The sequence below is a fragment of the Bartonella sp. AP331QHHD genome, from assembly GCF_042195905.1.
Classification (GTDB): Bacteria; Pseudomonadota; Alphaproteobacteria; order Rhizobiales; family Rhizobiaceae; genus Bartonella.
Genome location: NZ_JBHIPG010000034.1, coordinates 116029 through 137510, shown reverse-complemented (window position 1 = coordinate 137510; position 21482 = coordinate 116029). Strand labels below are relative to the sequence as shown.

Here is a 21482-nt window from a genome sequence, read left to right as displayed (position 1 = left end):
TATGGTGAATTTCATAAGCTCTCAGTTTGGACTTTATTTTCCTTTCAATTTTTCCGACTTTGATTTTTCCTTTTTTACCTTTGATGTATTTCGTTCTTACATTTTATCAGGTTTACTCTTTAGCGTTTTTCTAACTCTTTTTGCAACGGTATTGGGGTTTGTTTTCGGCACACTTTTAGCAATGATGCGCCTTTCTTCCATAAAACTTCTTTCTTGGTTTGCAATCAGTTACATAACAGCTATGCGTTCAATACCACTTGTGATGGTTATCTTATGGTTTTTCGTGCTTCTGCCTTTTTTAACTGGTATATCCATTGGTGCAAATAAATCAGCACTCATTACCTTTACCGCATTTGAAACGGCTTATTTTGCTGAGATTATGCGTGCTGGAATCAATTCAGTTCCGCAAGGACAAAAATATGCAGGACAAGCTCTTGGAATGACATATTGGCAAAGTATGTACATTGTCATTCTTCCTCAAGCCTTTAGAGATATGCTTCCAGTCTTTTTAACACAAGTTATTATCCTTTTTCAGGATACAACCCTTGTTTATGCCATCAGTGGTCATAGCCTTTTGAATGGTTTTGATATTGCTGCTAATAATTTTGGTGTAAAGCAAGAAGCTTATATCTTAGCAGCTATTTTCTATTTTGTTATCTGTTTTACACTGTCACAAATAGTTTTGTATTTACAAAAAAAAGTATCCATTATTCGCTAACAGGAAAAAAAATGTCTACTCATATGATCGAAATAAAAAATGTTTCTAATTGGTATGGCGAAATTAAAGTCCTTAAAAACTGTACAACCAACATTAATAAAGGAGAAGTCGTTGTCGTTTGTGGTCCATCAGGCTCAGGAAAGTCAACACTCATTAAAACTATTAACGCTCTCGTCCCTTTTCAAAAAGGTGAAATTTGGATTAATGGAATACCAGTTCATTCAAAAAAAACGAATCTGCCTAAATTGCGAAGTCAGGTAGGAATGGTGTTTCAACACTTCGAGCTTTTCCCCCATTTATCTGTCACAGAAAATTTGACAATTGCACAAATCAAAGTCCTAAAACGAAGCAAAAAAGAAGCACTTGAACGTGGATTGTTATATCTTGAACGCGTTGGACTCATTGAACACAAAGATAAATATCCTGGTCAACTTTCTGGAGGGCAACAACAACGTGTTGCTATTGCACGTGCCTTAACTATGGATCCACTTGTCATGCTTTTTGATGAACCAACATCTGCTCTAGATCCTGAAATGGTAGGTGAAGTACTCGATGTCATGATTAGCTTAGCAGAAGAAGGTATGACGATGATTTGTGTAACCCATGAAATGGGATTTGCACAAAAAGTATCGGAGCGTGTTATTTTCATAGATCAAGGAACAATTCTTGAAGACTGCTCATCTAAAGAGTTCTTTTCTGATCCGCAAGCAAGAAAACCGAGAACGCAAGAATTTTTGTCTAAAATCCTAAGTCATTAGCCGTTAGATTATCAAAAAAAGCTATCTTTACTATGAACTTGTATACAAGAAAACAGAGTTTAATATAAGATGAGAGAATGTAAAAATATTACAATCAGATGTTTAAAAACTGTTATTCTTTAAAATCTCAACAACCAGTGAAATTGCTGTACGTCTCTCAGATTCATTACAAAGAGCAAAAGCCTCTTCTTGCAAAGGGTGAATCCAATTTTCGTCTTTTACGTTAGCTTTTTATAGGCAGCAGTTAACATTGCTGCCCCACGGACAATTTTTCCTTCTTTAAGCAGTATATTTCCAAGCATTGCTTGGGCAGAAGGATTTTCTTTTTTTGCTGAAAGTTGAAACCATCGTGCTGCTTGTATAAGATTTTTCTCCCTTCCCTCTCCCTTTAAAAATATTTTTCCTAAATGATACTGAGCTTTAGGATTTCCATAGTTTACCGCAGCCTGCATATAAAGATGAGAAGCATAAGAAGGATCAGGTTTCACAGGTGATTGAGGAATACCTTTTTTTATATATCCGGCAAGTTTAATCAATGCATCAGAAACATAACTTTCATCCTCTGAACCAAGATCAGCACCTTTTTCAACAATATATGCAAAAAAATTATATGCCTTATAATCATTTTTAGGGACACCATCACCGTTTGCATAGATAGAGCCAAGTTTCCAATTCGCACCAATATAGCCTCTCTTAGCAGCACAACGTAATGCTGCAATAGCCTGAGTTATATGCCCATTTTTATAAACAGACATGCCACGTTTTAAAAAATAAAACGAACCATCATTCGCTTCTTGCAAGCTATTGACATCTATTACATAAACAGTCGAAAAGAATCCCTCTAAAATCACAACAATCGTGACTTTTTTCCATATCTGAAACCTATTAACCATTCCCCCTACCTCAATTTTAATGATTATATCTGTTACAAATTTCTTTGTAGATATTTAAACTCTTTTTCTTAGTAAGAAGCATACGCAATTTTAAAGTAAAAATTTTAAAAGAAAAAACAAATAGATAAAAACCATCCAATAGGATTTATCGATCTTAAAATTTTATACGTATGAGCAAAAATCGTTCAATAGAATAACGTGCATTAAACAGCAACTTGAGAACGAAGAGAATACATGATGAATGGTAAACGTTTGAGTATAAAAAACAATACGAAAGATGGATAAATATAATGATGATAGTTAACTTATAACTTCACGACTGCCTTACCACCTTAAAGATGAAGTTTTTTGCCTCCGTCAATCTATAAACAATACAGCTTTTTGTTTAACGGATTGCACCTAACATCATTTCACATGGGGTTACTTCATACTTTACACACAAGTTTTACCTCAGAATACTCACCACTACATACAAAAAATACCACATATGTAATTTTACATGCCTTATATTGCTACTCTAAATGATGATATTTTACAGAAATAAAACAAGATATTGATTTTAATGATACTTTACCATTTTGCATGTTGAATGAGGACCTCGAATATCGTAAGATTCTCTCATTCCAAACTTGTTCCATGTTAAATCAATCAAAACCATCCGCTTGCACATTACAAGTAGAGAGAGCTATGTGGATAAAAACTCTGTGTAAGAAAGAACTAAAAATGCCTCTTACGAACGGTTTGAGCTAAGGGTTGTCCGGATATTGGACAGAATGGTGCCCCCAGCGCTTGTTACTTCACAAGCATAAAGAAGGGAAGCTCAATAGATTTACCGTTATACCATTCATGATCTACGTCGTGGAATAGGCTTGGATGCCTTAAAAGATGTCTCTTTAATGATAAACATAAAACAATGGATTTCAGTAGAGATTTTATGATCGTTCATGAAAAACTAACAAAAGAAAAAGTTTCCTTTTAAAGAAGATCTATACTAGCCCTACTGGTATGCAATTATCTATCAAAAAAATAAAAAGTTGAAATCAATCTAACCGCTCTAAAGCAACAAATATTTTTTTCTGCGCTGCACGCAGTTCTACAACCCTGTTCCGCTCACGCTCAACAATTTCTGCTTTTGCATTTGCTATAAATTTGGGATTGTTTAACTTAAGCGATATTTTTTCAATATCTTGTTCAATTTTACTGACATCCTTCCTCAAACGAACACGTTCAGCCTCCAAATCAATCAACTGTCCTAATGGTAAACAAAAAACAGCCTCTCCCAAAATCATTTGTGCTGATATTTCCGGAACTTTATCAGAGAAATCAATAACTTCAATACGCGCTAATTTTTTAAGAAGTGCATCATAACGCTTCACACGCTCTCGCGTTACTTCCCCTCCTTCGACAACAACAAGAGGTGCTTGTGTCGCCACTGGAATATTCATTTCAAAACGTACAGACCGAATCCCTGTGACGACATCAATAAGCCAATTAATATCATCAGCAGCTTCTTCATCTATCAATGTTTCCTCTGGCCATTTTGTCAATGCGAGCATATCCTCACGCTTGATGGCTTGCGTTTCTGTAAGATACCACAACTCTTCCGTCATATAAGGCATAAAAGGATGAAGAAGTTTATAAACTTCATCTAAAACCCAAGCAGTACAAGCTTGAGCCTCATTTTTAGCATCTTCATTTTCCCCCTGAAAAATAGGTTTGAGAAGCTCCAAATACCAATCACATAATGTATTCCAAATGAAACGGTAAAGAGTGGCAGCTGACTCATTAAATTTATAGTGTTCAATACCAGTCGTAACTGCTGAAATTGTTTTAGATAACTCTGTTAAAATCCAACGATTAAGCGCCAGTTTTGCTTGTTCTGGTTTAAAAGCTGGATCATGCTTCACACCATTCATCTGTGCAAATCGGGTAGCATTCCACAATTTCGTAGCAAAATTACGATAACCAGCAATACGGGAAACATCAAGTTTTACATCACGACCTTGTGCTGCCATAATAGCTAAAGTAAATCGAAGTGCATCAGCACTATATTGATCAATAAGCTCTAAGGGATCAATAATATTTCCCTTTGATTTTGACATCTTTGCGCCCTTTTGATCCCGCACAAGAGCATGCACATAAACCGTTGGGAAAGGAACGTCACCTATAAAGTGAAGTCCCATCATCATCATACGAGCAACCCAGAAAAAAATAATATCAAATCCTGTCACAGATAAAGATGTTGGGTAAAAAGTAGATAATTCAGTCGTTTTATTTGGCCATCCTAATGTTGAAAAAGGCCAAAGAGCTGATGAAAACCACGTATCTAAAACATCCGGATCACGGATTAAGTCAACAACCTCACCATAATGAGCAAAAGCTGAATCTAAAGCCTCTTTTTCACTTTTTTCAACAAAAACCGTTCCATCAGGACCATACCAAGCAGGAATCTGATGTCCCCACCATAATTGGCGAGAAATGCACCAAGGTTGAATATTTTCCATCCAATTGAAGTACGTCTTTTTCCAGTTATCGGGAACGAACTGCGTTTTGCCTTGTTGAACAGCCTCTATCGCTGGCTTTGCTAATTCAGCAGCATGAACATACCATTGATCTGTCAAAAAAGGCTCAATAGGGACACCACTGCGATCTCCATGAGGAACCATATGGGTATGATCATCAACAGAAGCTAAATATCCCTGTTCTTCCATCAAAGAAACAATCTTCTGGCGAGCAACAAAACGATCAGATTTATCGAGATTTTCTACTAACATTTTTAATTCATCTGATAAAATCAAACCATCGAAAAATGCTTCATTTTCACGAAGAAAAATCTCGGCTTGCTGGGTAAAAATATTGATCAAGCGTAAATGATTACGCTGTCCTACTTCAAAGTCATTAAAGTCATGAGCCGGTGTGATTTTTACAGCACCACTTCCAGCCTCAGGATCAGCATGGCTATCACCAACAATTAATAACCTACGACCAACAAGCGGCAAAAGAGCATTTTTACCGATAAGATTTTTATAACGCTCATCTTCAGGATTAACAGCAATTCCTGTATCACCAAGCATTGTTTCTGGTCGTGTTGTCGCCACTGTTATATAAGTTGTCGCATCATTTGGATCAAAAATTTTACCTTCAAGTGGATATCTAAAGTGCCACAAATGTCCTTGAACTTCTTTTTGCTCAACTTCAAGATCTGAAATAGCTGTCAACAATTTAGGATCCCAATTGACGAGGCGCTTATCCCTATATATCAACCCTTGCTTATAAAGCGTGACAAAGACTTCACGAACCGCCTGCGACAACCCCTCATCCATTGTAAACCGCTCACGCGACCAATCACATGAAACCCCAAGGCGACGCAACTGGTTTGCAATAACGCCTCCAGTTTCATAACGCCATTCCCAAATACGCTCAATAAACTTTTCTCTCCCCATTTCTTGACGCGTTGGCTCTTGGCGTTCTGCAAGTTGACGCTCCACTACCATTTGCGTAGCAATTCCAGCATGATCCATACCAGGCTGCCACAACACATTTCTGCCACGCATCCGCTGAAATCTAACTATTATATCTTGAATTGTCGTATTGAGCGCATGCCCCATATGAAGTGAGCCTGTAACATTAGGAGGTGGAAGCATAACGCAAAAAGGTTCTGCATCGCTTTTAGAACCAGCTCCCGCTTTAAAAGCCCCACGAGTCTCCCATCTCTTTGCAACCCGTTGCTCTATAGAGGAAGCATCATAGTTTTTTTCTAACATTCTATCCATCCATAACGCCGCTGAAAAACACAATATATGATCAAAACCTGATCAGAATCTCGTGAATCTCAGCCATTCACTAGAGAGCTCGCAAAATCGCAAACAAAATCCCCATAAAATGAAAAACATAAAAATAATTAAGACGATTTTTTAATCGCCTTCACAATCTCTTCACGCAAAATATCTTCCAGCAAAATAGGCAATTTAGACTGTAACCATTCTGCTATAGCCGGACGCAACACATCCTTTGCAATCTTTTCTGCAGAAGAAATACAATATGCAGACAATTCCACATGACCATCCCTTCCTGCGTCTGACTGTGATTTCCTTATCTCATCTTCATATTCTTTTGCTTTATAAACAGAATTCCGTTCTTCAGAAGAAAGCTTCATCTTTTGCATATCCATACCAACTGTATTATTTTCTGCCTCTATATCCTCTTTTTCTTGCGTTATCTTCCCCCCTTGATTTTCAGAAGAAAGACCAATACGATCAGCTAAAGCTTTCATAGCATCATCAACCGATAAGGTTGTATCATAAATACCCTCGGATGCAACTTCTGAAGCATTCACTGCAACATCTTCATTTAAAAAGTGATCAGATTGAACCGCATTTTCTTCGATTATTTCACGAATAGATGTTAAAATTTCATCCATACTTGGCTCACGTAACACGCTTGAACTCTGTACCATACTTTACAACCTCTCAAAGACGCAACAACAAATAGAATCATATTTTCAGTGTATGCAAAAGAATTATAAGATCAACATGCCTCCTACGATATTTTCAAATATGCTTGTCATAAAGAGGGCGCTACACACAGTTTTCTACACTTAGTAAAAATAATATCTCGCCGCAATATCTTTCAACATATTCAACTGTTGATTTACTAATCTTTTAAAAACTAAAATAATTTAATAAGATTCAAAGAGATACTTTTATGTATTATCGGATATATTTAATTGTTTTTAAACCTAAATAACTTGCAGTCAATTTACCAATAGAAGATTGAACACTATAGCTCGCCACAACAGCATTACGCTCTGCCATTGCAAGCGCAATCTGAGCATTAATCAATAGAGTACGAGAATTTAAAACATCCAGCGTCGTTGCTTGCCCTACGCGATTTTCTTGAACACGACCTTTCAGAGCAATTTCAGCAGCACGAACACTTTCACGGTAAGCAACAACAGATGAGCGTGCGCCCTCCAACTGAAACCAAGCAGAAGTAAGTGCTTGTCGCGTATTACTATGCGCCAAATCGAGTTGAAGCTGCGCCTGTCCAAGCTGTTCCCTTGATTGGCGAATTTGCGCAGACGTACGCCCTCCTTCAAAGATTGGGACACTTACTGACAACCCTATCGATTTAGAAACGCCATCTTCTCCAACCCCGCTGTAGATTCGATTATAAGATGCTGTTGCAGAAAAATCAACTTTAGGGAGCAATGCCCCTTCTTTCGCCTTTACATTATAAACACTCGCATCAACTAAATATTTAGCATAAAGGATTGCTGGATGCATCACAACGCTCATTTGGTAAGCCATATCAAGGTTGACGGGAAAATCTTTGGCTACAGGTGGGCGTTTTAACTTTTCAGGATCAGAACCAATAACTTGTCGATACACTGCCTCTGCTGCTTTTACATCAGAACGAGCAAGACTCAGCTCTGAAACCGCCACGGAACGTGCAGCTTGAGCTTGAGCAAGATCAACATGCCCTCCTTCACCCACATCAAATTTTGCTTTATTTGAACGAACTTGTTCCTCAAGAGCTGCCAAATTTTCTCTCCGAAGATCGGCAACACGACGTGCGTGATAGACATTAGCATAAGCGGTCACCGCCTCCAGAAACGTATTTTGTTCAACATTACGAAGATATTCACGCTGGGCCTGCAACTTAACTTGAGCTGAAGAAAAGATATTTTGCGTGATAAAACCATCAAATAATCTTTGATTTAATCTCACTCCTATAGATCCAGAAGTGACATAAGGACCTGTAAAAGACTTATTGCGCCCATAGTTCCCAACCCCCTCAACCTGTGGCAATAGCCCCGATCGCGCAATGACAACATCATCACTGGATATACGCACAGCTGCACGTTCACTATTCAACTTAGCATTATATTTATAAGCCTTAGAAAAGGCATCCATCAATGTTTCAGCACAAACAGCCTCTGATAGAAAAACACTCAACACCAGCAATAAACACGCCTGAAACTTCTTGTTTACTCTAAACATAATACACACAATAACAAACCCCAAATAAATTACAAAATTATCTTTTATTCACAAAACAAACAAGCACTAAAACACAAAACCAGGTGTTTTGAAAAAACAAGGAAGAGGCTTTACAGCGAGGTTAAAAGCACGACGAGCCGAGATGATCCCATCTTCTTTTATATAGATTTGTGCAACAGCAGCATTTCCATGCCCTTCAACCACAACAAGACGTCCACAGTCTTTCATTTGATCAAAGATACCTTGAGGAATAAAATCAACAGATCCCTCAATGAAAATCACGTCATAAGGTCCCTCAACGGCATATCCTTTCTCTAATGGACCATGAACGACAACCACATTATCACATTGATTCCGTTCTAAAGCTTCAAGAGCACGTTCAAAGAGAGATTTATCACTTTCCAGCGCAATCACAGACCCTGCAAGTTTTGCAAGCAACGCTGCACAATAACCACTATTTGCACCAATATCTAAAACAACATCTGATGATTTTACAGCGGCAAGCTGTAGTAATTTCGCTAGAGACGCAGGTTTCATCAAATAGCGTGCAGGAACCCCATCTTGCTCTGGACATAGAACAATATCAGTATCAAGATAACTTAACACTTTCATATCTTCCGATACAAAATCTTCACGAGATACCGTTAAAAAGGCTTCAAGAATTGATAAATCCGTTACATCAACTGTACGAATTTGATTGTCAACCATTTTGCGACGAAGCTCAGCAAAATCTGCAACCATAACGAATATTTTCTCCTAACCTACAAAAAACAAACAAAACAGCGACAATAAGGGATAAAGATCTCTTAAACTATGGGCGTTACAAAAAAGGATACTACAGTCAACAATTAGATTTTAACTGTATAATCTCTCATACAAAAGTGTCTTCACAAGAATAGAGGGAAATAATCTATTTTCCTATACCTCATCTCCCTTAAAAGCCGTTTCGTTTAAAATCGGCTGGAGGCCTCGCCCGGAATCGAACCGGGATACAAGGATTTGCAGTCCTCTGCGTAACCATTCCGCCACGAGGCCTCGTCAACAAACATAAAGGTTTCAATAAGGGAAGGCAACGCATCCGTCAAGGTGTAGAAATCTTCTCTCGCCTTTTTTCCTCTTATTACACAATTTATCATATTTTTTTAAAAAAAGTAATTTTATCCTTTGCAAATCAGTATTGCTTTGCTATAGCCTTTTCAACGAGATGATTGGGCACCATTCCCCGGTAGCTCAGCGGTAGAGCAACCGGCTGTTAACCGGTTGGTCGCTGGTTCGAATCCGGCCCGGGGAGCCACTTTTCTTTTATTCCACGTAGTTTATTGTTTTTTCTAAAGTTTTTAGACATGAGGGATTCGTTAATAAAAGTAATGGAATAGGATTTTTGCAATAAAGTAGAAACGCAATATCCTACCGGATGTATTTTTGCAATGAACGCAAAAAGCAATTGATTCATTTTAAATACTTTTTTCAAACTACCGCGCCTTTATAAGAGGACACTGCAATTATTTGCACATTATAAATTACGATTTCTTTCATCAGAGATGAATTATTAAGCTCCATCAGCAATGAATCGGTCTCATATATTTTTTCCCAAAGAAAGAATGATTTGTACTCAATAAAGGAATTAAACTTAAAAACCTGCTCATGAAGCAATCATTTTGAAAAATGAAAGAAACAACAATCAAGGTCATATATTATCTCCATACACCCCACATAACCTCCTCCCCATCCTAAAAGCAAAAAAACATAAAACAAGTCTGTAAACACTCCGACGTCTTATCTAACAGGTTATTTCTCCTGCTAACCACTTCAACGCTTTACAAACAACCTTGCCTTGTTCACCACACTGTCATAAAACATTTAATACATAAAATCTTATAGGCTTTATATCCCCCAAATAATAGTTTTACAGTAAAAACCAAGATAACGAGCTAAATTGTTAAGAATCCTGGGAAAGCCTTCAGAAATCATGACATTCTCGCTATTGTATTATGCAGTCACATGCTTTTTTAAAGAGATATCTCTTAAATCCGCCAAGACTCTTTCACAATGACACCCGTAAATGGTATAAAATGAAATCGATTGATCAGCCCCATCTTTATTTATAATAAAAGCCATACCATCGTACTATTTTCCAACTCTCAATCTCAGCAATCCCCCATTGCCTTGGAAAGAGTTTATAAAAATTATTTTATTTATTTTTCAAATGATTATCTATATGACAACTTCACACATCACGTGCAAGCGAATACTTTTGATTGATCCGCATAAATAACTTCAAAATGAAAAAAATACGATATAATGAATTATTCAATATATAAAACAATGAGTTATTATTAGACATCAATTTTAAAATTAAAAGTTATCATTAAAGATAAAACACATCCTTTATAAAAATAGTTTTATATAAATAAAATCTACTTTTATTCCCATTTAAAAAAAATAGGAATAAAGCAAATAAATAATTGCCTCTACAATAAAGATTTTTAATAAATCCAAAAAGTTAGAAGTTTTCATTTCTAAAAAATGAAAACCTCTAAAGGATCTTCTTACTTTGACAAGAGTATTTTATAGCTCTTTTCAATTGAGAATAAATCAACAAAAGTAAAAAATCTCCAGTACATGATCTTTTTTCAAGACTTTATCTAAGCAGCCCTCTTAACTGATTTTCGAAAACGAAGAGGCTTTGCACGCTTTACTACTGCTTTTGCTTTTTTATGCCTCTCATTTTGAGGTGAAGAATTCTTTCGTTGCAACTGTGCAGCATCATCTTTTCGACTTACAAACTGTTTTTGACGTTTAGATTTTTTAAAACGGCGTTCCTTATCATTTGCTTTTTCTCTACTTTCTCGCACAATTGGCTTTTCTGGAAACGCTGCAAATTGTTCTGGAACAGACTCAGCCACCAATTTCATACGAATCAAGCGCTCTATAGCACGCAAGCGGGACCTTTCTGTCTTCTCATCAAAAAGCGTAAGTGCTTCACCTGATGCACCATTGCGTCCTGTACGACCAATACGATGCACATAACTTTCAGCTTCATCTGGTAAGTCGTAATTAATAACGTGGCTTATCCCTGGTATATCAATACCGCGTGCAGCAATATCTGTTGCCACTAGGATCTGCACAGATCTTTCACGAAAAGCTTTTAAAGCAGACTGGCGAGCACCTTGTGATTTATTTCCATGAATTGTTGCGACTAAATATCCTACCTTTTCTAAACTACGTGTGACAGCATCTGCCCCATGTTTAGTTCGAGTAAAAACAATAACCGAATCAAAAGCTGGATTTGTCAAAAGTTTACTTAAAACATTCTTTTTTTCATTCGTAGGAACACAATATAATTTTTGGCAAATCTCTACAGCCGTAGTACCTTGAGGAACAACTTCAATTTTAACCGGATCATTGAGCAAACATTTTGCAAGCACAGCAATTTCCCTCGGCATTGTTGCAGAAAAGAGTGCTGTCTGACGCTCTTGATGCAAAAGCTTTGCAATTTGCTTAACATCATGAATAAAACCCATATCCAACATACGATCTGCTTCATCCAAAATCAAAAAACGAGATTGGGAAAGATCAACACACTTTTCACGAACAAGATCTCTTAAACGCCCTGGAGTCGCTATCAAAACATCCACACCTGCTTCCATACGTTTAATTTGTTTTAAACGTGATACGCCCCCAAAAATAAGACATGTTGAAAGATGTGCTCCTTTCGCCGTAGTGCGAATCGTTTCATCAATCTGCACAGCAAGTTCACGCGTTGGAGCTAAAATCAAAGCGCGTGCAGTTTTAGGGCAGCGTTTATCACCTAAAGCCAAAATCTGACTTAAAATAGGCAAACTAAATGCCAAGGTTTTTCCAGAACCTGTCTGAGCAACACCTAAAATATCGTGTCCTTTCAACATCACTGGAATAGCTTGTTCTTGTATAGGTTTAGGTTTACTCATCCCAGCAATGAGTAAATTTTTAATCAAAAGAGTAGGCAAACCTAACTTTGTAAAAACATTTTCTTCTTTTATAGGCAAAATAAAATCTTTCCTTAGCTGAAGAACTCAAAAGAAGTAACCATCTGAACTCTCCACTCAAGAATCCGCGCAAGAGAAATCCCTGACATTTTAAATGAAGCAACGCCTAAAAAGCGGCTTGCGCAACTCATGAACACCTTGAAATCAAGATAAAGGCGTATAAACCTCACTTTACAAAAAGCCAACAAACCAGCCTAAATGCCTTCATCTCTATTATCTTTGGATTATGATAAAAAAGCAAGAACTTTACGAAATACATTTATCATGAATAAAAACAATATTTAGATCGTTTACTTTTTGATGATTGTGTCCATCGGTAAATGTACCTTGATAAAATCAGGATAAATCTCGAGAAAAACTGGATTTTGTAAAGTTTTTTGACCGCCATAAATTAAATACCATTGGTTTTTATCAAAAATCGCCAAAGTTTTATATTGAATGATGCGATCTTTCATCTCAAGAACTGTTGGAATTAAAGCATACAAAGTACCGTTATCAGTTTGTAAATACTCTATATTTTCTTTATCTAAACAATAAGCACCAGAAGGCAACCCCTCAAATTTCTTATGCAACTGTTGAAGAAAATCACTACGTAAAGCACTCTCTGTTGTATTCAATCGATGTGCCATCTCTTTATAAAGCCGCTCAGGCATATAACGAGAAATAGGCATAAAATCCCCATTTTTTATAGCATTATTGACATCAACAACGACTCTTGAAAGTTCATCTTTTTGTACTATTGTTGGCTGAGATGCTAAACTCTGTTGATTAACAATCAAAAAGAAAAATAGACTCAGCACCGAATAAAAAATAGGTTTCATCATTATACTTCTTGTTTTAGTAAAATTTCAGTTTCTCAAATAACAAAATCAAATAACGTTTGATCATCAGTAATATCACGATAACGCCAACCTAACGCTTGAAATTTTTCCTCTAAAAGACAAAAATTACCGTATTTTTTTGTTTCAATCGCAACCAATACAGAACCAAAGTTTCTCGCTGACTTTTTAAGATATTCAAAACGTACGATATCATCATCTGGTGATAATGTGGAAAGAAAATGACGCAATGCACCAGGATGTTGCGGAAAACTAAAAATAAAATATTTTCTCAACCCTTGGAAACGTAAAGAACGCTCTTTAATTTCTGGCAAACGCTCAAAATCAAAATTACCTCCTGAAATAACGAGAAGAATTTTTTTCCCCTTTAACTCTTGAGGAGGAATACTGTTAAGCGCATCAATCGATAAAGCACCAGCCGGTTCCAGAACCACACCTTCAACATTAAGCATTTCAACCATCGTAGAACAAACGCGGTTTTCAGGAACCGTAATGACAGAATCAGGGGGAAATTGCTTTAGAATTGTATAGTTTAGAGCACCAATTTCAGCCACAGCAGCACCATCTACAAAAGTGTCAATGCTTTCAAGCTTGACGCGTTTTCCACTCTCCAAACAAGCAAGCAAACTTGCAGCTCTTTGCGGCTCAACAAAACGAAGCTTTGTTTTCCAACCATATTCATGTAAAAACTTGCTCACTCCACTTGCCAAACCACCCCCCCCTACCGGCACAATCATCAAATCTGGCTCACTTTCTCCATTGAGTTTTTTCCATTGTAAAGCAGCTTCACAAAGCACTGTTGCCTGCCCTGTAATAATGCGAATATCATCGAAAGGTGGAGCCATTACACCACCGCTCTCTACGACAAAGGATTGCGCAGCTTCATAACATTGATCAAATGTTTCACCAACCAAACGAATATCAATGAATTCTTTACCAAAAATACGTGTTTTTTCAATTTTTTGTTGTGGCGTTGTCATAGGCATGAAAATCACGCCTTTACGTTTAAAATAACGACAAACAAAAGAAACCCCTTGCGCGTGATTCCCCGCTGAAGCACAAACAAATGCAGAATCTGGTGATATACAGCTAAGCATTTCTGAAACAAAATTGAAAGCACCACGAATCTTATAAGACCGCACCGGTGTTAAATCTTCACGCTTTAAATAAATTTCTGCATCATACTTTTGACTAAGAAAATCATTTCTTTGAAGTGGTGTTTCAGCAAACACGTGATGCAATCCCACCATAGCTTTTGTGACGTCTTGAATAAATTGACTCATAACACTAATCATTTCATACTTTATTTACATTATAAAAGCTTTTTCTATCGATAAAGGAAACTATTGTCAGTCAAAATTTCACTAAAAAATGAAAAATGTTTCTTTTGTCATTAATTCTTGATTCAATAAAAGATATAGCTTATGAGAGAACTCACATCGCGGACGTGATGAAAACGGTAAACATAGCAGACTTAAAATCTGCCGGTCGAAGACCTTGCGGGTTCAAGTCCCGCCGTCCGCACCAGATTATCTTAATCTCTCTTATTTTCCAATGATTTATTAAAAATCAAAAAAAATTAAAGCACCTTCTAAACCACCTTTCGTAACTTTATTATAACGCTATAAGACGGCACCGCGGTGGTACTAAAATACGAATCATTGCTGCTTTTTGAGGTACCTTTTTAGCACTTTGACCTCCTCCTCGTCTTTATAGGATGGAGAGGCAATCAATATTGCTAATTTGGGATTGGCTTATACTCTTCATGACTCTTGTAAAACGACGCAAAAGCTCAGAAAAGAGATAGATGCAAAAGACAAAATAATAGATAAAGAAGCTGAAATAATACGTGCACAAAAAGATGTGATTCAAAAACAAGAAGAGTTAATTCGAAAATCAACTGCTTCTAAGATTATTTTTCCTCGAATGGCAGTAAAAAATTGGCCCAAAAGTAGTTTCAAGTACTTTCTCACGACCATTTTTTCAAAACAGGCAATCACAACACGCTCTGTCATAGCGCACATATAAATACGCAACAGCCTTCATGGGGGAAGATGATCATCAATACACAAACCGTTCTCTGCCTTGATCTAGATCTAAGACAGGCTGGGCGATTTCTCGTGTAGACAGCAGTATAACAAGTGGCACTTGTCAATTTTGAATTTTTTCGTTTTCAAGGCGATAGTAGGCGCTATTTGCGTTTTCAGCAATGGCTTACAAAAATGAAGATCACAACAGATAAAGTCAATGCCTCACAAGAAAAGATGATTAAGACGGTGTGTGCAAAAGAATACAATCCAAAAGATGACAACGAAGCAAATGCTTTAGCAATTTTATATTTAGTTAAAGAAGGGAATGCGCATGTCTAATGCAATGCCATGGATAAGATTCCTTTTGAATGACTGGAACAGTGAGATAGATGGAATGACATGAGAACAAAGGGGCATTTATATAACGCTTTTCATTCGCATATATGACAAAAAAGCACCAATTAAAACAGATTTTGAAATGCTTGCCCGCGCTTGCAATTGCTCGCAAAAAAGTTTGCAACTATTGTCGAATATCTCATGAAGAATGGTAAATTTCTTGAGAAAGATAATGGTTTGTCGAATACGCGCATTGAAGAAGAGCTAAAAGATTTTACTGATAAAAAAGCGCCCATATCGCAAATTCATAGTGAGGCTGGAAAAAAGGTGTACAATAAAAAACGCTATAAAAAACATTTTAATGATTTTGCTGAAGCAAACGCTAAGCAAAATCAAGCTATAAAGAACCAGAATAAGAATATATATAAACTAAAACTATCATTTTAGCAAAAAAAACTGCTTCTGAAAATTTAGAAACAAACGAACAGGTTGACGAACTAACATAGGTTGCTGCTGTTGAGACCACATCAGAGCAAATCGAAATGGGTGTAGAAAACCAACCTTCCATTCACGAGCAAGAGAACATTACGAAAAAAGCTAAACGGGTTAGAAATGACAGTGGCTGTCGTACCCCTGATGATTTCGAACCTGTTTATGATTTCGCAATCGAAGAGGGATTGCCTCCAGAGCGTATCAAAGCCGAAATGGCAAAATTTCGAGATTTTTGGAAAGCTAGAACAGGCAAAGATGCACGCAAAACGGATTGGAAAGCAATGTGGCGCAACTGGGTGCAAAAAGCTATCGAGGATTTAGAGAACGGAAAAAACTATGGAAATCACTCTCAAAGGCAAAAAAGTGTAGATGAACGCATCTCAGACAGTATCCTTGATATCGGGCCTCGAGGTCACTTTGAAACACATTCACGAGATGATAACTCTGGAGTTTCCTTTAGTTTTGAAAAGTGGCAAGCATTGACACAACAGCAGGAAGCGATTGCCTTAGAAGCGTGTGATCAACTTCACGAATTGTTTTCAATAAAAGTGAGTAAAGAGGACATAACCAAGGCAATTCGGATGCTTTCGGTGTGGTTTAAAAATTTCGCAACAGACAGATCATGAAGGTATGGCGCTTACCTATGGAATGGTTTTGGAAAGTGTTTCTGCGTGGTCACTCATAAAAACGGTTAAACGGATTTTATGCGATGAGTTAGAAGGTTTATCGGATACGTTTTTTCCAAGCACTCGTGAGTTAGTAAGATTATGTCGTGATTTGAAAAATAGTCTTTTGACGAAAGCCAATCTTGTACACTAGGCTGTTTTGAACACCCGTGAAAAAAGGCTGAAAGAAAAGGCAATGAGAGAGAATTCAAGACCACTCACGTTGGTTGAAAAGCAAGTGAAAAACACTGCAAATTAGCAAACTAATGAAAATTGCTGATCGTTTTGTGATTGGATGTGCATTTAAATCGACAAAATGGCACCGTACAGAGTGATTTAAAGATTTTATGATAAAAAACCTATCTTATAAAACGCTCTGTACGGTCAAATTTGAGGCAAATAGACAAATTTGTAAAATTAGGATTAAAGCATGTTCATTTTAAAACATCTATTCTTAAAAAACCGTAAACAACCCATGCGAAAGAGGTTTGTTGCAACGGCAGTGGGTATGTCCCATGGGGGATGGGACAGAGGAGTATTTTTACAACCTCTACAAATACGAAGACGGTACAAAAGAGTGTAAAAAGTTTGATGGTGATCAGTATTACAAAACACCTAAAAATGCGGATTTTAGTACCAAAGCGCAAGTAAAAGCATGGGTTTACGGTGGTGATATTCCGAAAAGCATTCTCAATTACGAACCTCTTATAGACGAAGATCAACAGAGAGATCAAAAAATTATCGAAAACCGCAAGAAATAAATATGTTTACAGATAAGCAGCTAAGAGCCTTGTTTGGTATTATAACTTTTATATTTTTATGTTTTTCAGAAATTAAAAAAATATTGACTTTATTCAGAGTATATTGCGTATTGCTCTAAATGCGCTTCTTAAACATTTGCACAAAAGCATTAAAAGCTATTGAATCATGGACTTTATGTTATATTTTTATATAATATTAGAGAGGGCGTTTTATGCACAACAAAATTACGTAAAGTTGGAGGATCCGTTATGCTCTCTATACCGCCTGCATTGTTTGATGTTCTTCATCTTACTGAAAATATGCAAGTGGGTTTGGCTATTGATAATGGACAATTGGTTGTAAAACCACAAATATCGCAAAATTACACTCTTGAAGAATTGTTAGCCGAATGTAATCCTTCGGACGATTTTGCGGATAAAGATGTAGAGTGGTTTGATGCTAAGCTTATTGGCAGAGAGCTCTTGTAATGAAGCGAGGTAAAATTTGGTTTGTATCGCTTGACCCAACCTCTGTCTATGAGAAAAAGGAACGCGTCCTGTACTGATTGTGTCACCGGAGGCGTTTAATCGTTTAACAAAAACACCCATTGTTTTGCCCATTACGAGTGGAGGAAATTTTGCTAGAATAGCAGGCTTTGCTGTTTCATTGGTGGGAACAGGGCTGCATACAACAGGTGTGATACGCTGTGACCAACCGCGTGCTTTAGATATAGTAGCGCGTAATGGAAAAAGAATGGAAACTATTCCATATATAATTATGGATGAAGTCTTAGCAAGGTTATCAACATTTCTTACTTGAATTTTTTCTACACTTTTAAATGTTTAAAAACACCAACTTTAGGTAAAAAGTAAAAAAGCATAAGATCATGATTTTTTTCTGCTGACAATCAGCTAATCAATTTTTCACAGAATAAAAATCAATATTTGACTAATGATGTCATTAATTATGACTCAAAAGGAGCCATAATGAAAGCTGTCATCACTACGTCAATGTGTGTTGTTGGAGACAATAAAAGCGCTGTTCGCTTTGAACCATTACCCCCAATAATCCATTTGTTGAAGTTTCTAATCAGGTCTACGCACGTCTCAAGCGCGCCAATGCTGCAAAACCTTTTGTTGACGTCAAAACAACAGCAAAACCTGAAAAGACAGTTGAACAAATTAAGCAAATAGAACAAGAAGCCACACAAACATCAACTGAATCAGCAGCCGAAGAAATTCCACCCGAAAAACCAAAAGCTTCTAAAGTTTCCAAGTCATTAACACCTACCCCCAAAAAGGCTTAGACGTTGAAGTTAATCATCCACCAAAAATGGTATCTTCAACAGGTGAAGGATACCTTCACCAGTCTTCAAGCACCACACCTTAATTGGGCTTTGCGTAATGCTCTAAACACCGCAGCAAAACAGTCGAACGCTTTACTGAAAAGCAAATTGCCGATGTTACATCTGCCCAATCAAAGCATGTTAAGCAAGGTATTTATATTAAAGAAAAGGCGACAGCAAGGTTTCTTGAGACAGATATCATTGGTTCTGGAACACCGATACTTCTTAAATTTTTTAAAGCAAAAGAACAAAACGCGGCGTGACTTACACAACTGTTTGGAAAAAAACAAATCTTGCCCATGTTTTTATCAAGGATGGGAGTTTTCCAAAGCGTGTTGATTTAAAAAAGATGAAGGGTAATGTTTTTCAAAGAGCGGATGGAGATCAATTCCCCATTGCAAAACAAGAGGAACCCTCAATTGCTAGGGTGATGTCAAAGCCAGAGATTACAAGTGCTATTGCACAATATGCCAATGAAAGATTAACCAAAAATATACAGAGACAACTTTCTCGTCAAGAATACGCTGCTAATAAGAAAGGCTAGATCATGTTCTCAAGCTTTATCTATATCTTACATATCCTTATGAGTTTATGCATTACACACTTTGATTGCAATTTTAAAAACAGATTATCACTTATGCTTTGTTTTTCCATAAAAAAGTCAATAAAATCAATATAAAAGGTACTTCCCAGCGGGTTGGCTTCGTTGCGGAACAGGCTAGTGCGAACTATCGCTAGCGACAGAATTTTCAATTTGACTGTACATTGTACACTTAACTCATTGATAGATAACAATTTCAATATGTACACTGTACAGTATGTGAAACGTTTTCTTAGCAAAAAGTAATTTTTGTTGCTGAACAATTCTATAGTAATAGGTATTTTCGAATCAGGTGCCTCAAAACAACTAGCGGATTAGTTGCCGAAATAACTAATCTTCCGCAATTTAAAAGCTTTAACTCATTGTATGCTACATGCATATAATAGCTTTGTCAGGTGTGGCTATACTATATAACACCCTTCGGGGAAAGGCGTAACGACGGACTAGATGCCGTTTTTCTTAGTGCCCAGCACTCTTTTAGAGTGTCATTAAGGAACGTCTAATCGATAGGAGTTCATTATGAACATTCTTAAAAATATCAGAACAAGTCATTGATCCGAAAACCGTTCAAACTGTTAATGCGCGTGAATTGCATACGTTTTTGGAAGTTAAATCGGAATTTAGAAATTGGATAAAAAATCGCATTGAGGAGTACAGCTTCCTAGAAAATAAGGCCTTTATAAGTTTCGCTAAAATTTTAGCGAAACCTAAAGGTGGTCGTCCAAGTACAGAATATCACATCATATTAGACATGGCGAAAGAGCTCTCAATGGTTGAACGCAATGAGAAAGGACGCCAAGCACGCCATTATTTTATTGAATGTGAAAAGAAACTAAAAAGCCAATCTACTAATTATGATAGTGATAAACGCTTTGATGATTTTACTATCTTCGCCAACATGTTTTGACAAATTATTCTAAAATCATAGGTATCATCTTTGGTCGTCTTTTAAAAATAGATGAAATCAAAAAAGAGCTTGATCATTACAAATAAGTTACAAAAGAAGCTAAGCGCGTTTTAGCAAGATCTGTCGTGAAACTGCTTAGATTTAAAGGAATATGACATACCTCCCCGTTCTCAAAAATGGGGAGGTGGTTTAAAGATCAAGTTTTGAATGGGAGCCCAAACGCATTAAAATCAATCGATCTTGACCAATCAAGCGATAAATCAACACTAAGTCAGGTCGAATATGGTAATCTCGATAATTGCTCCAATTCCCAGTCAATGCATGGTCATGATATCGAGGTTCTAAAGGCGGGTCATTTGCTAATGCTGCAATGATTTGGCGCAAATCAGTATCTAAAAGATGCCGATACCGTCCTTTCATTTCACGATTGAAATCACGTTTGAAGATGGTGGTACGTTCAATCGTCCGCATAGAGATCATCAAATAATTCATCTACAGAATGAAACTTTTTTAAGTTGCCCTCATCCAATTCAGCAAAAGCCGCTATGGTTTCCGCATTGGGTTGAAACAAAAAGGATGGAATAGCTTTATCTTGCGCAATGCGTGTCATCAATACTCTCACGACATCACTTACTGATAAACCAGAGGCTTGAATAACTTGACTAGCAACATTTTGAATTTCTTCTGGTACACGCGCTTGAACCATACGACTGGCAGCCATGATGACTTCTCCTTTCTCAATTGTATTTCAATGTAATACAATTGAAGTATAATTTCAACTGTAAAGCATCATTTTTTAAAGCGGAGAGGTGGTTGATTTAGCAACCGCTTGCTTTTTTAGACTTTCACCCACGTTTACGGCGTTCTTTTGTTACATATTTAAAGAAAGAGGGTGGTAAAACATCTTTAGCTGGCTTTAGACGTGCACGTTCTTCATCTGTCAATGATGGAGAATCCACAGCTTCCAAATCTTCTTTTGTATAGCCACATCTTATTTTAAAGTTTTTTTTGAAAACCAATAATTCTCGTGTGACTTGAAGCGTTTCCGTTTGCATACCGGAATATACACCCGATTATACCGGATCGTCAATTATCTGTTATGCCGTCAAACCTCAAGAGTGGAAAGA

General features: G+C 36.9%; 17 protein-coding genes, 3 tRNA genes and 6 pseudogenes. 14 read left to right on the top strand and 12 right to left on the bottom strand.

Annotated features, from left to right (window positions below):
• The first annotated feature begins 1 nt into the window (after position 1).
• Together ACFIMS_RS04875 and ACFIMS_RS04870 are read left to right on the top strand one after the other, a co-directional pair.
• On the top strand, positions 2 to 718 hold the full coding sequence (locus ACFIMS_RS04875) for an amino acid ABC transporter permease (RefSeq protein WP_375612443.1): 717 nt from the start codon (positions 2 to 4) through the stop codon (positions 716 to 718).
• Positions 719 to 729: 11 nt separating this feature from the next.
• Positions 730 to 1476 (top strand): amino acid ABC transporter ATP-binding protein, encoded by a 747-nt coding sequence (locus ACFIMS_RS04870; RefSeq protein ID WP_273791447.1) that lies wholly within the window; start codon positions 730 to 732, stop codon positions 1474 to 1476.
• 102 nt (positions 1477 to 1578) lie between these two features.
• On the opposite strand, the pseudogene ACFIMS_RS04865 reads toward ACFIMS_RS04870, so the two are convergent.
• From ACFIMS_RS04865 to ACFIMS_RS04840, 6 genes and pseudogenes are all read right to left on the bottom strand, one after another.
• Positions 1579 to 2369: pseudogene (locus tag ACFIMS_RS04865) on the bottom strand (tetratricopeptide repeat protein).
• A 1040-nt stretch (positions 2370 to 3409) separates the two neighbouring features.
• Positions 3410 to 6133, bottom strand: coding sequence for a valine--tRNA ligase (locus tag ACFIMS_RS04860; protein ID WP_375696428.1), 2724 nt, complete (start codon positions 6131 to 6133; stop codon positions 3410 to 3412).
• A gap of 137 nt (positions 6134 to 6270) precedes the next feature.
• Entirely contained in the window at positions 6271 to 6825 is a 555-nt protein-coding gene (locus ACFIMS_RS04855) for a DUF2497 domain-containing protein (protein WP_375612445.1), read from the bottom strand.
• 253 nt (positions 6826 to 7078) lie between these two features.
• Entirely contained in the window at positions 7079 to 8371 is a 1293-nt protein-coding gene (locus ACFIMS_RS04850; RefSeq protein ID WP_375613721.1) for a TolC family outer membrane protein, read from the bottom strand.
• Between the two features lie 66 nt (positions 8372 to 8437).
• A complete protein-coding gene (locus ACFIMS_RS04845; RefSeq protein WP_375696427.1) occupies positions 8438 to 9112 on the bottom strand; it encodes a protein-L-isoaspartate O-methyltransferase in 675 nt (224 codons plus the stop codon).
• A gap of 220 nt (positions 9113 to 9332) precedes the next feature.
• Positions 9333 to 9406 (bottom strand) — tRNA-Cys (locus tag ACFIMS_RS04840).
• Between the two features lie 184 nt (positions 9407 to 9590).
• Between ACFIMS_RS04840 and ACFIMS_RS04835 the strand changes: the two genes are divergently transcribed.
• Positions 9591 to 9665: transfer RNA gene (locus tag ACFIMS_RS04835), tRNA-Asn, on the top strand.
• A gap of 1351 nt (positions 9666 to 11016) precedes the next feature.
• Here ACFIMS_RS04835 and ACFIMS_RS04830 read toward each other — a convergent pair.
• The 3 genes from ACFIMS_RS04830 to ilvA form a co-directional block, all read right to left on the bottom strand.
• Complete coding sequence (locus ACFIMS_RS04830) at positions 11017 to 12399, bottom strand: DEAD/DEAH box helicase (protein ID WP_375681316.1); 1383 nt, start codon at positions 12397 to 12399, stop codon at positions 11017 to 11019.
• 290 nt (positions 12400 to 12689) lie between these two features.
• Complete coding sequence (locus tag ACFIMS_RS04825; RefSeq protein WP_375632657.1) at positions 12690 to 13220, bottom strand: hypothetical protein; 531 nt, start codon at positions 13218 to 13220, stop codon at positions 12690 to 12692.
• Between the two features lie 35 nt (positions 13221 to 13255).
• On the bottom strand, positions 13256 to 14533 hold the full coding sequence (gene ilvA, locus ACFIMS_RS04820) for a threonine ammonia-lyase IlvA (protein ID WP_375612449.1): 1278 nt from the start codon (positions 14531 to 14533) through the stop codon (positions 13256 to 13258).
• A gap of 146 nt (positions 14534 to 14679) precedes the next feature.
• Between ilvA and ACFIMS_RS04815 the strand changes: the two genes are divergently transcribed.
• From ACFIMS_RS04815 to ACFIMS_RS04765, 11 genes and pseudogenes are all read left to right on the top strand, one after another.
• A tRNA-Leu gene (locus ACFIMS_RS04815) sits at positions 14680 to 14765 on the top strand.
• Positions 14766 to 15379: 614 nt separating this feature from the next.
• Positions 15380 to 15607: a hypothetical protein gene (locus ACFIMS_RS04810; RefSeq protein WP_375613726.1), complete on the top strand. Its 228-nt coding sequence runs from the start codon at positions 15380 to 15382 to the stop codon at positions 15605 to 15607.
• 198 nt (positions 15608 to 15805) lie between these two features.
• On the top strand, positions 15806 to 16051 hold the full coding sequence (locus ACFIMS_RS04805; RefSeq protein WP_375613727.1) for a hypothetical protein: 246 nt from the start codon (positions 15806 to 15808) through the stop codon (positions 16049 to 16051).
• A 95-nt stretch (positions 16052 to 16146) separates the two neighbouring features.
• Positions 16147 to 16722: a hypothetical protein gene (locus ACFIMS_RS04800; protein WP_375638318.1), complete on the top strand. Its 576-nt coding sequence runs from the start codon at positions 16147 to 16149 to the stop codon at positions 16720 to 16722.
• Positions 16723 to 16726: 4 nt separating this feature from the next.
• On the top strand, positions 16727 to 16915 hold the full coding sequence (locus tag ACFIMS_RS04795; RefSeq protein ID WP_375613729.1) for a hypothetical protein: 189 nt from the start codon (positions 16727 to 16729) through the stop codon (positions 16913 to 16915).
• Positions 16916 to 17191: 276 nt separating this feature from the next.
• Positions 17192 to 17538, top strand: a pseudogene (locus ACFIMS_RS04790) (hypothetical protein).
• A 233-nt stretch (positions 17539 to 17771) separates the two neighbouring features.
• The gene (locus ACFIMS_RS04785; protein WP_375613730.1) at positions 17772 to 17990 is read left to right on the top strand and encodes an antitoxin; all 219 of its coding nucleotides are present in this window, start codon (positions 17772 to 17774) and stop codon (positions 17988 to 17990) included.
• Positions 17990 to 18321: pseudogene (locus ACFIMS_RS04780) on the top strand (type II toxin-antitoxin system PemK/MazF family toxin). The gene ACFIMS_RS04785 and the pseudogene ACFIMS_RS04780 overlap by 1 nt, the downstream one beginning before the upstream one ends.
• 167 nt (positions 18322 to 18488) lie before the next feature.
• Positions 18489 to 18808 (top strand): annotated as a pseudogene (locus ACFIMS_RS04775) (hypothetical protein).
• Positions 18809 to 18850: 42 nt separating this feature from the next.
• A pseudogene (locus ACFIMS_RS04770) lies at positions 18851 to 19391 on the top strand (hypothetical protein).
• A gap of 592 nt (positions 19392 to 19983) precedes the next feature.
• Positions 19984 to 20441: pseudogene (locus tag ACFIMS_RS04765) on the top strand (antA/AntB antirepressor family protein).
• A gap of 103 nt (positions 20442 to 20544) precedes the next feature.
• Here the strand turns inward: ACFIMS_RS04765 and ACFIMS_RS04760 are convergent.
• From ACFIMS_RS04760 to ACFIMS_RS04750, 3 genes are all read right to left on the bottom strand, one after another.
• The gene (locus tag ACFIMS_RS04760) at positions 20545 to 20826 is read right to left on the bottom strand and encodes a type II toxin-antitoxin system YafQ family toxin (RefSeq protein ID WP_375628908.1); all 282 of its coding nucleotides are present in this window, start codon (positions 20824 to 20826) and stop codon (positions 20545 to 20547) included.
• Positions 20813 to 21076, bottom strand: a complete 264-nt coding sequence (locus ACFIMS_RS04755; protein WP_375628888.1) for a type II toxin-antitoxin system RelB/DinJ family antitoxin — start codon at positions 21074 to 21076, stop codon at positions 20813 to 20815. The genes ACFIMS_RS04760 and ACFIMS_RS04755 overlap by 14 nt, the downstream gene beginning before the upstream one ends.
• 124 nt (positions 21077 to 21200) lie before the next feature.
• A complete protein-coding gene (locus tag ACFIMS_RS04750; protein WP_375681315.1) occupies positions 21201 to 21410 on the bottom strand; it encodes a hypothetical protein in 210 nt (69 codons plus the stop codon).
• Positions 21411 to 21482 lie beyond the last annotated feature (72 nt).

Bases quoted from the DNA above. Each gene is read 5' to 3' on its own strand.
- ACFIMS_RS04875 (WP_375612443.1), top strand. From the start codon at position 2: ATGGTGAATTTCATAAGCTCTCAGTTTGGACTTTATTTTCCTTTCAAT.
- ACFIMS_RS04870 (WP_273791447.1), top strand. From the start codon at position 730: ATGTCTACTCATATGATCGAAATAAAAAATGTTTCTAATTGGTATGGC.
- ACFIMS_RS04860 (WP_375696428.1), bottom strand. From the start codon at position 6,133: ATGTTAGAAAAAAACTATGATGCTTCCTCTATAGAGCAACGGGTTGCA.
- ACFIMS_RS04855 (WP_375612445.1), bottom strand. From the start codon at position 6,825: ATGGTACAGAGTTCAAGCGTGTTACGTGAGCCAAGTATGGATGAAATT.
- ACFIMS_RS04850 (WP_375613721.1), bottom strand. From the start codon at position 8,371: ATGTTTAGAGTAAACAAGAAGTTTCAGGCGTGTTTATTGCTGGTGTTG.
- ACFIMS_RS04845 (WP_375696427.1), bottom strand. From the start codon at position 9,112: ATGGTTGCAGATTTTGCTGAGCTTCGTCGCAAAATGGTTGACAATCAA.
- ACFIMS_RS04825 (WP_375632657.1), bottom strand. From the start codon at position 13,220: ATGAAACCTATTTTTTATTCGGTGCTGAGTCTATTTTTCTTTTTGATT.
- ilvA (WP_375612449.1), bottom strand. From the start codon at position 14,533: ATGATTAGTGTTATGAGTCAATTTATTCAAGACGTCACAAAAGCTATG.
- ACFIMS_RS04805 (WP_375613727.1), top strand. From the start codon at position 15,806: ATGAAGAATGGTAAATTTCTTGAGAAAGATAATGGTTTGTCGAATACG.
- ACFIMS_RS04800 (WP_375638318.1), top strand. From the start codon at position 16,147: ATGGGTGTAGAAAACCAACCTTCCATTCACGAGCAAGAGAACATTACG.
- ACFIMS_RS04795 (WP_375613729.1), top strand. From the start codon at position 16,727: ATGGCGCTTACCTATGGAATGGTTTTGGAAAGTGTTTCTGCGTGGTCA.
- ACFIMS_RS04785 (WP_375613730.1), top strand. From the start codon at position 17,772: ATGCTCTCTATACCGCCTGCATTGTTTGATGTTCTTCATCTTACTGAA.
- ACFIMS_RS04760 (WP_375628908.1), bottom strand. From the start codon at position 20,826: ATGCGGACGATTGAACGTACCACCATCTTCAAACGTGATTTCAATCGT.
- ACFIMS_RS04755 (WP_375628888.1), bottom strand. From the start codon at position 21,076: ATGGCTGCCAGTCGTATGGTTCAAGCGCGTGTACCAGAAGAAATTCAA.
- ACFIMS_RS04750 (WP_375681315.1), bottom strand. From the start codon at position 21,410: ATGCAAACGGAAACGCTTCAAGTCACACGAGAATTATTGGTTTTCAAA.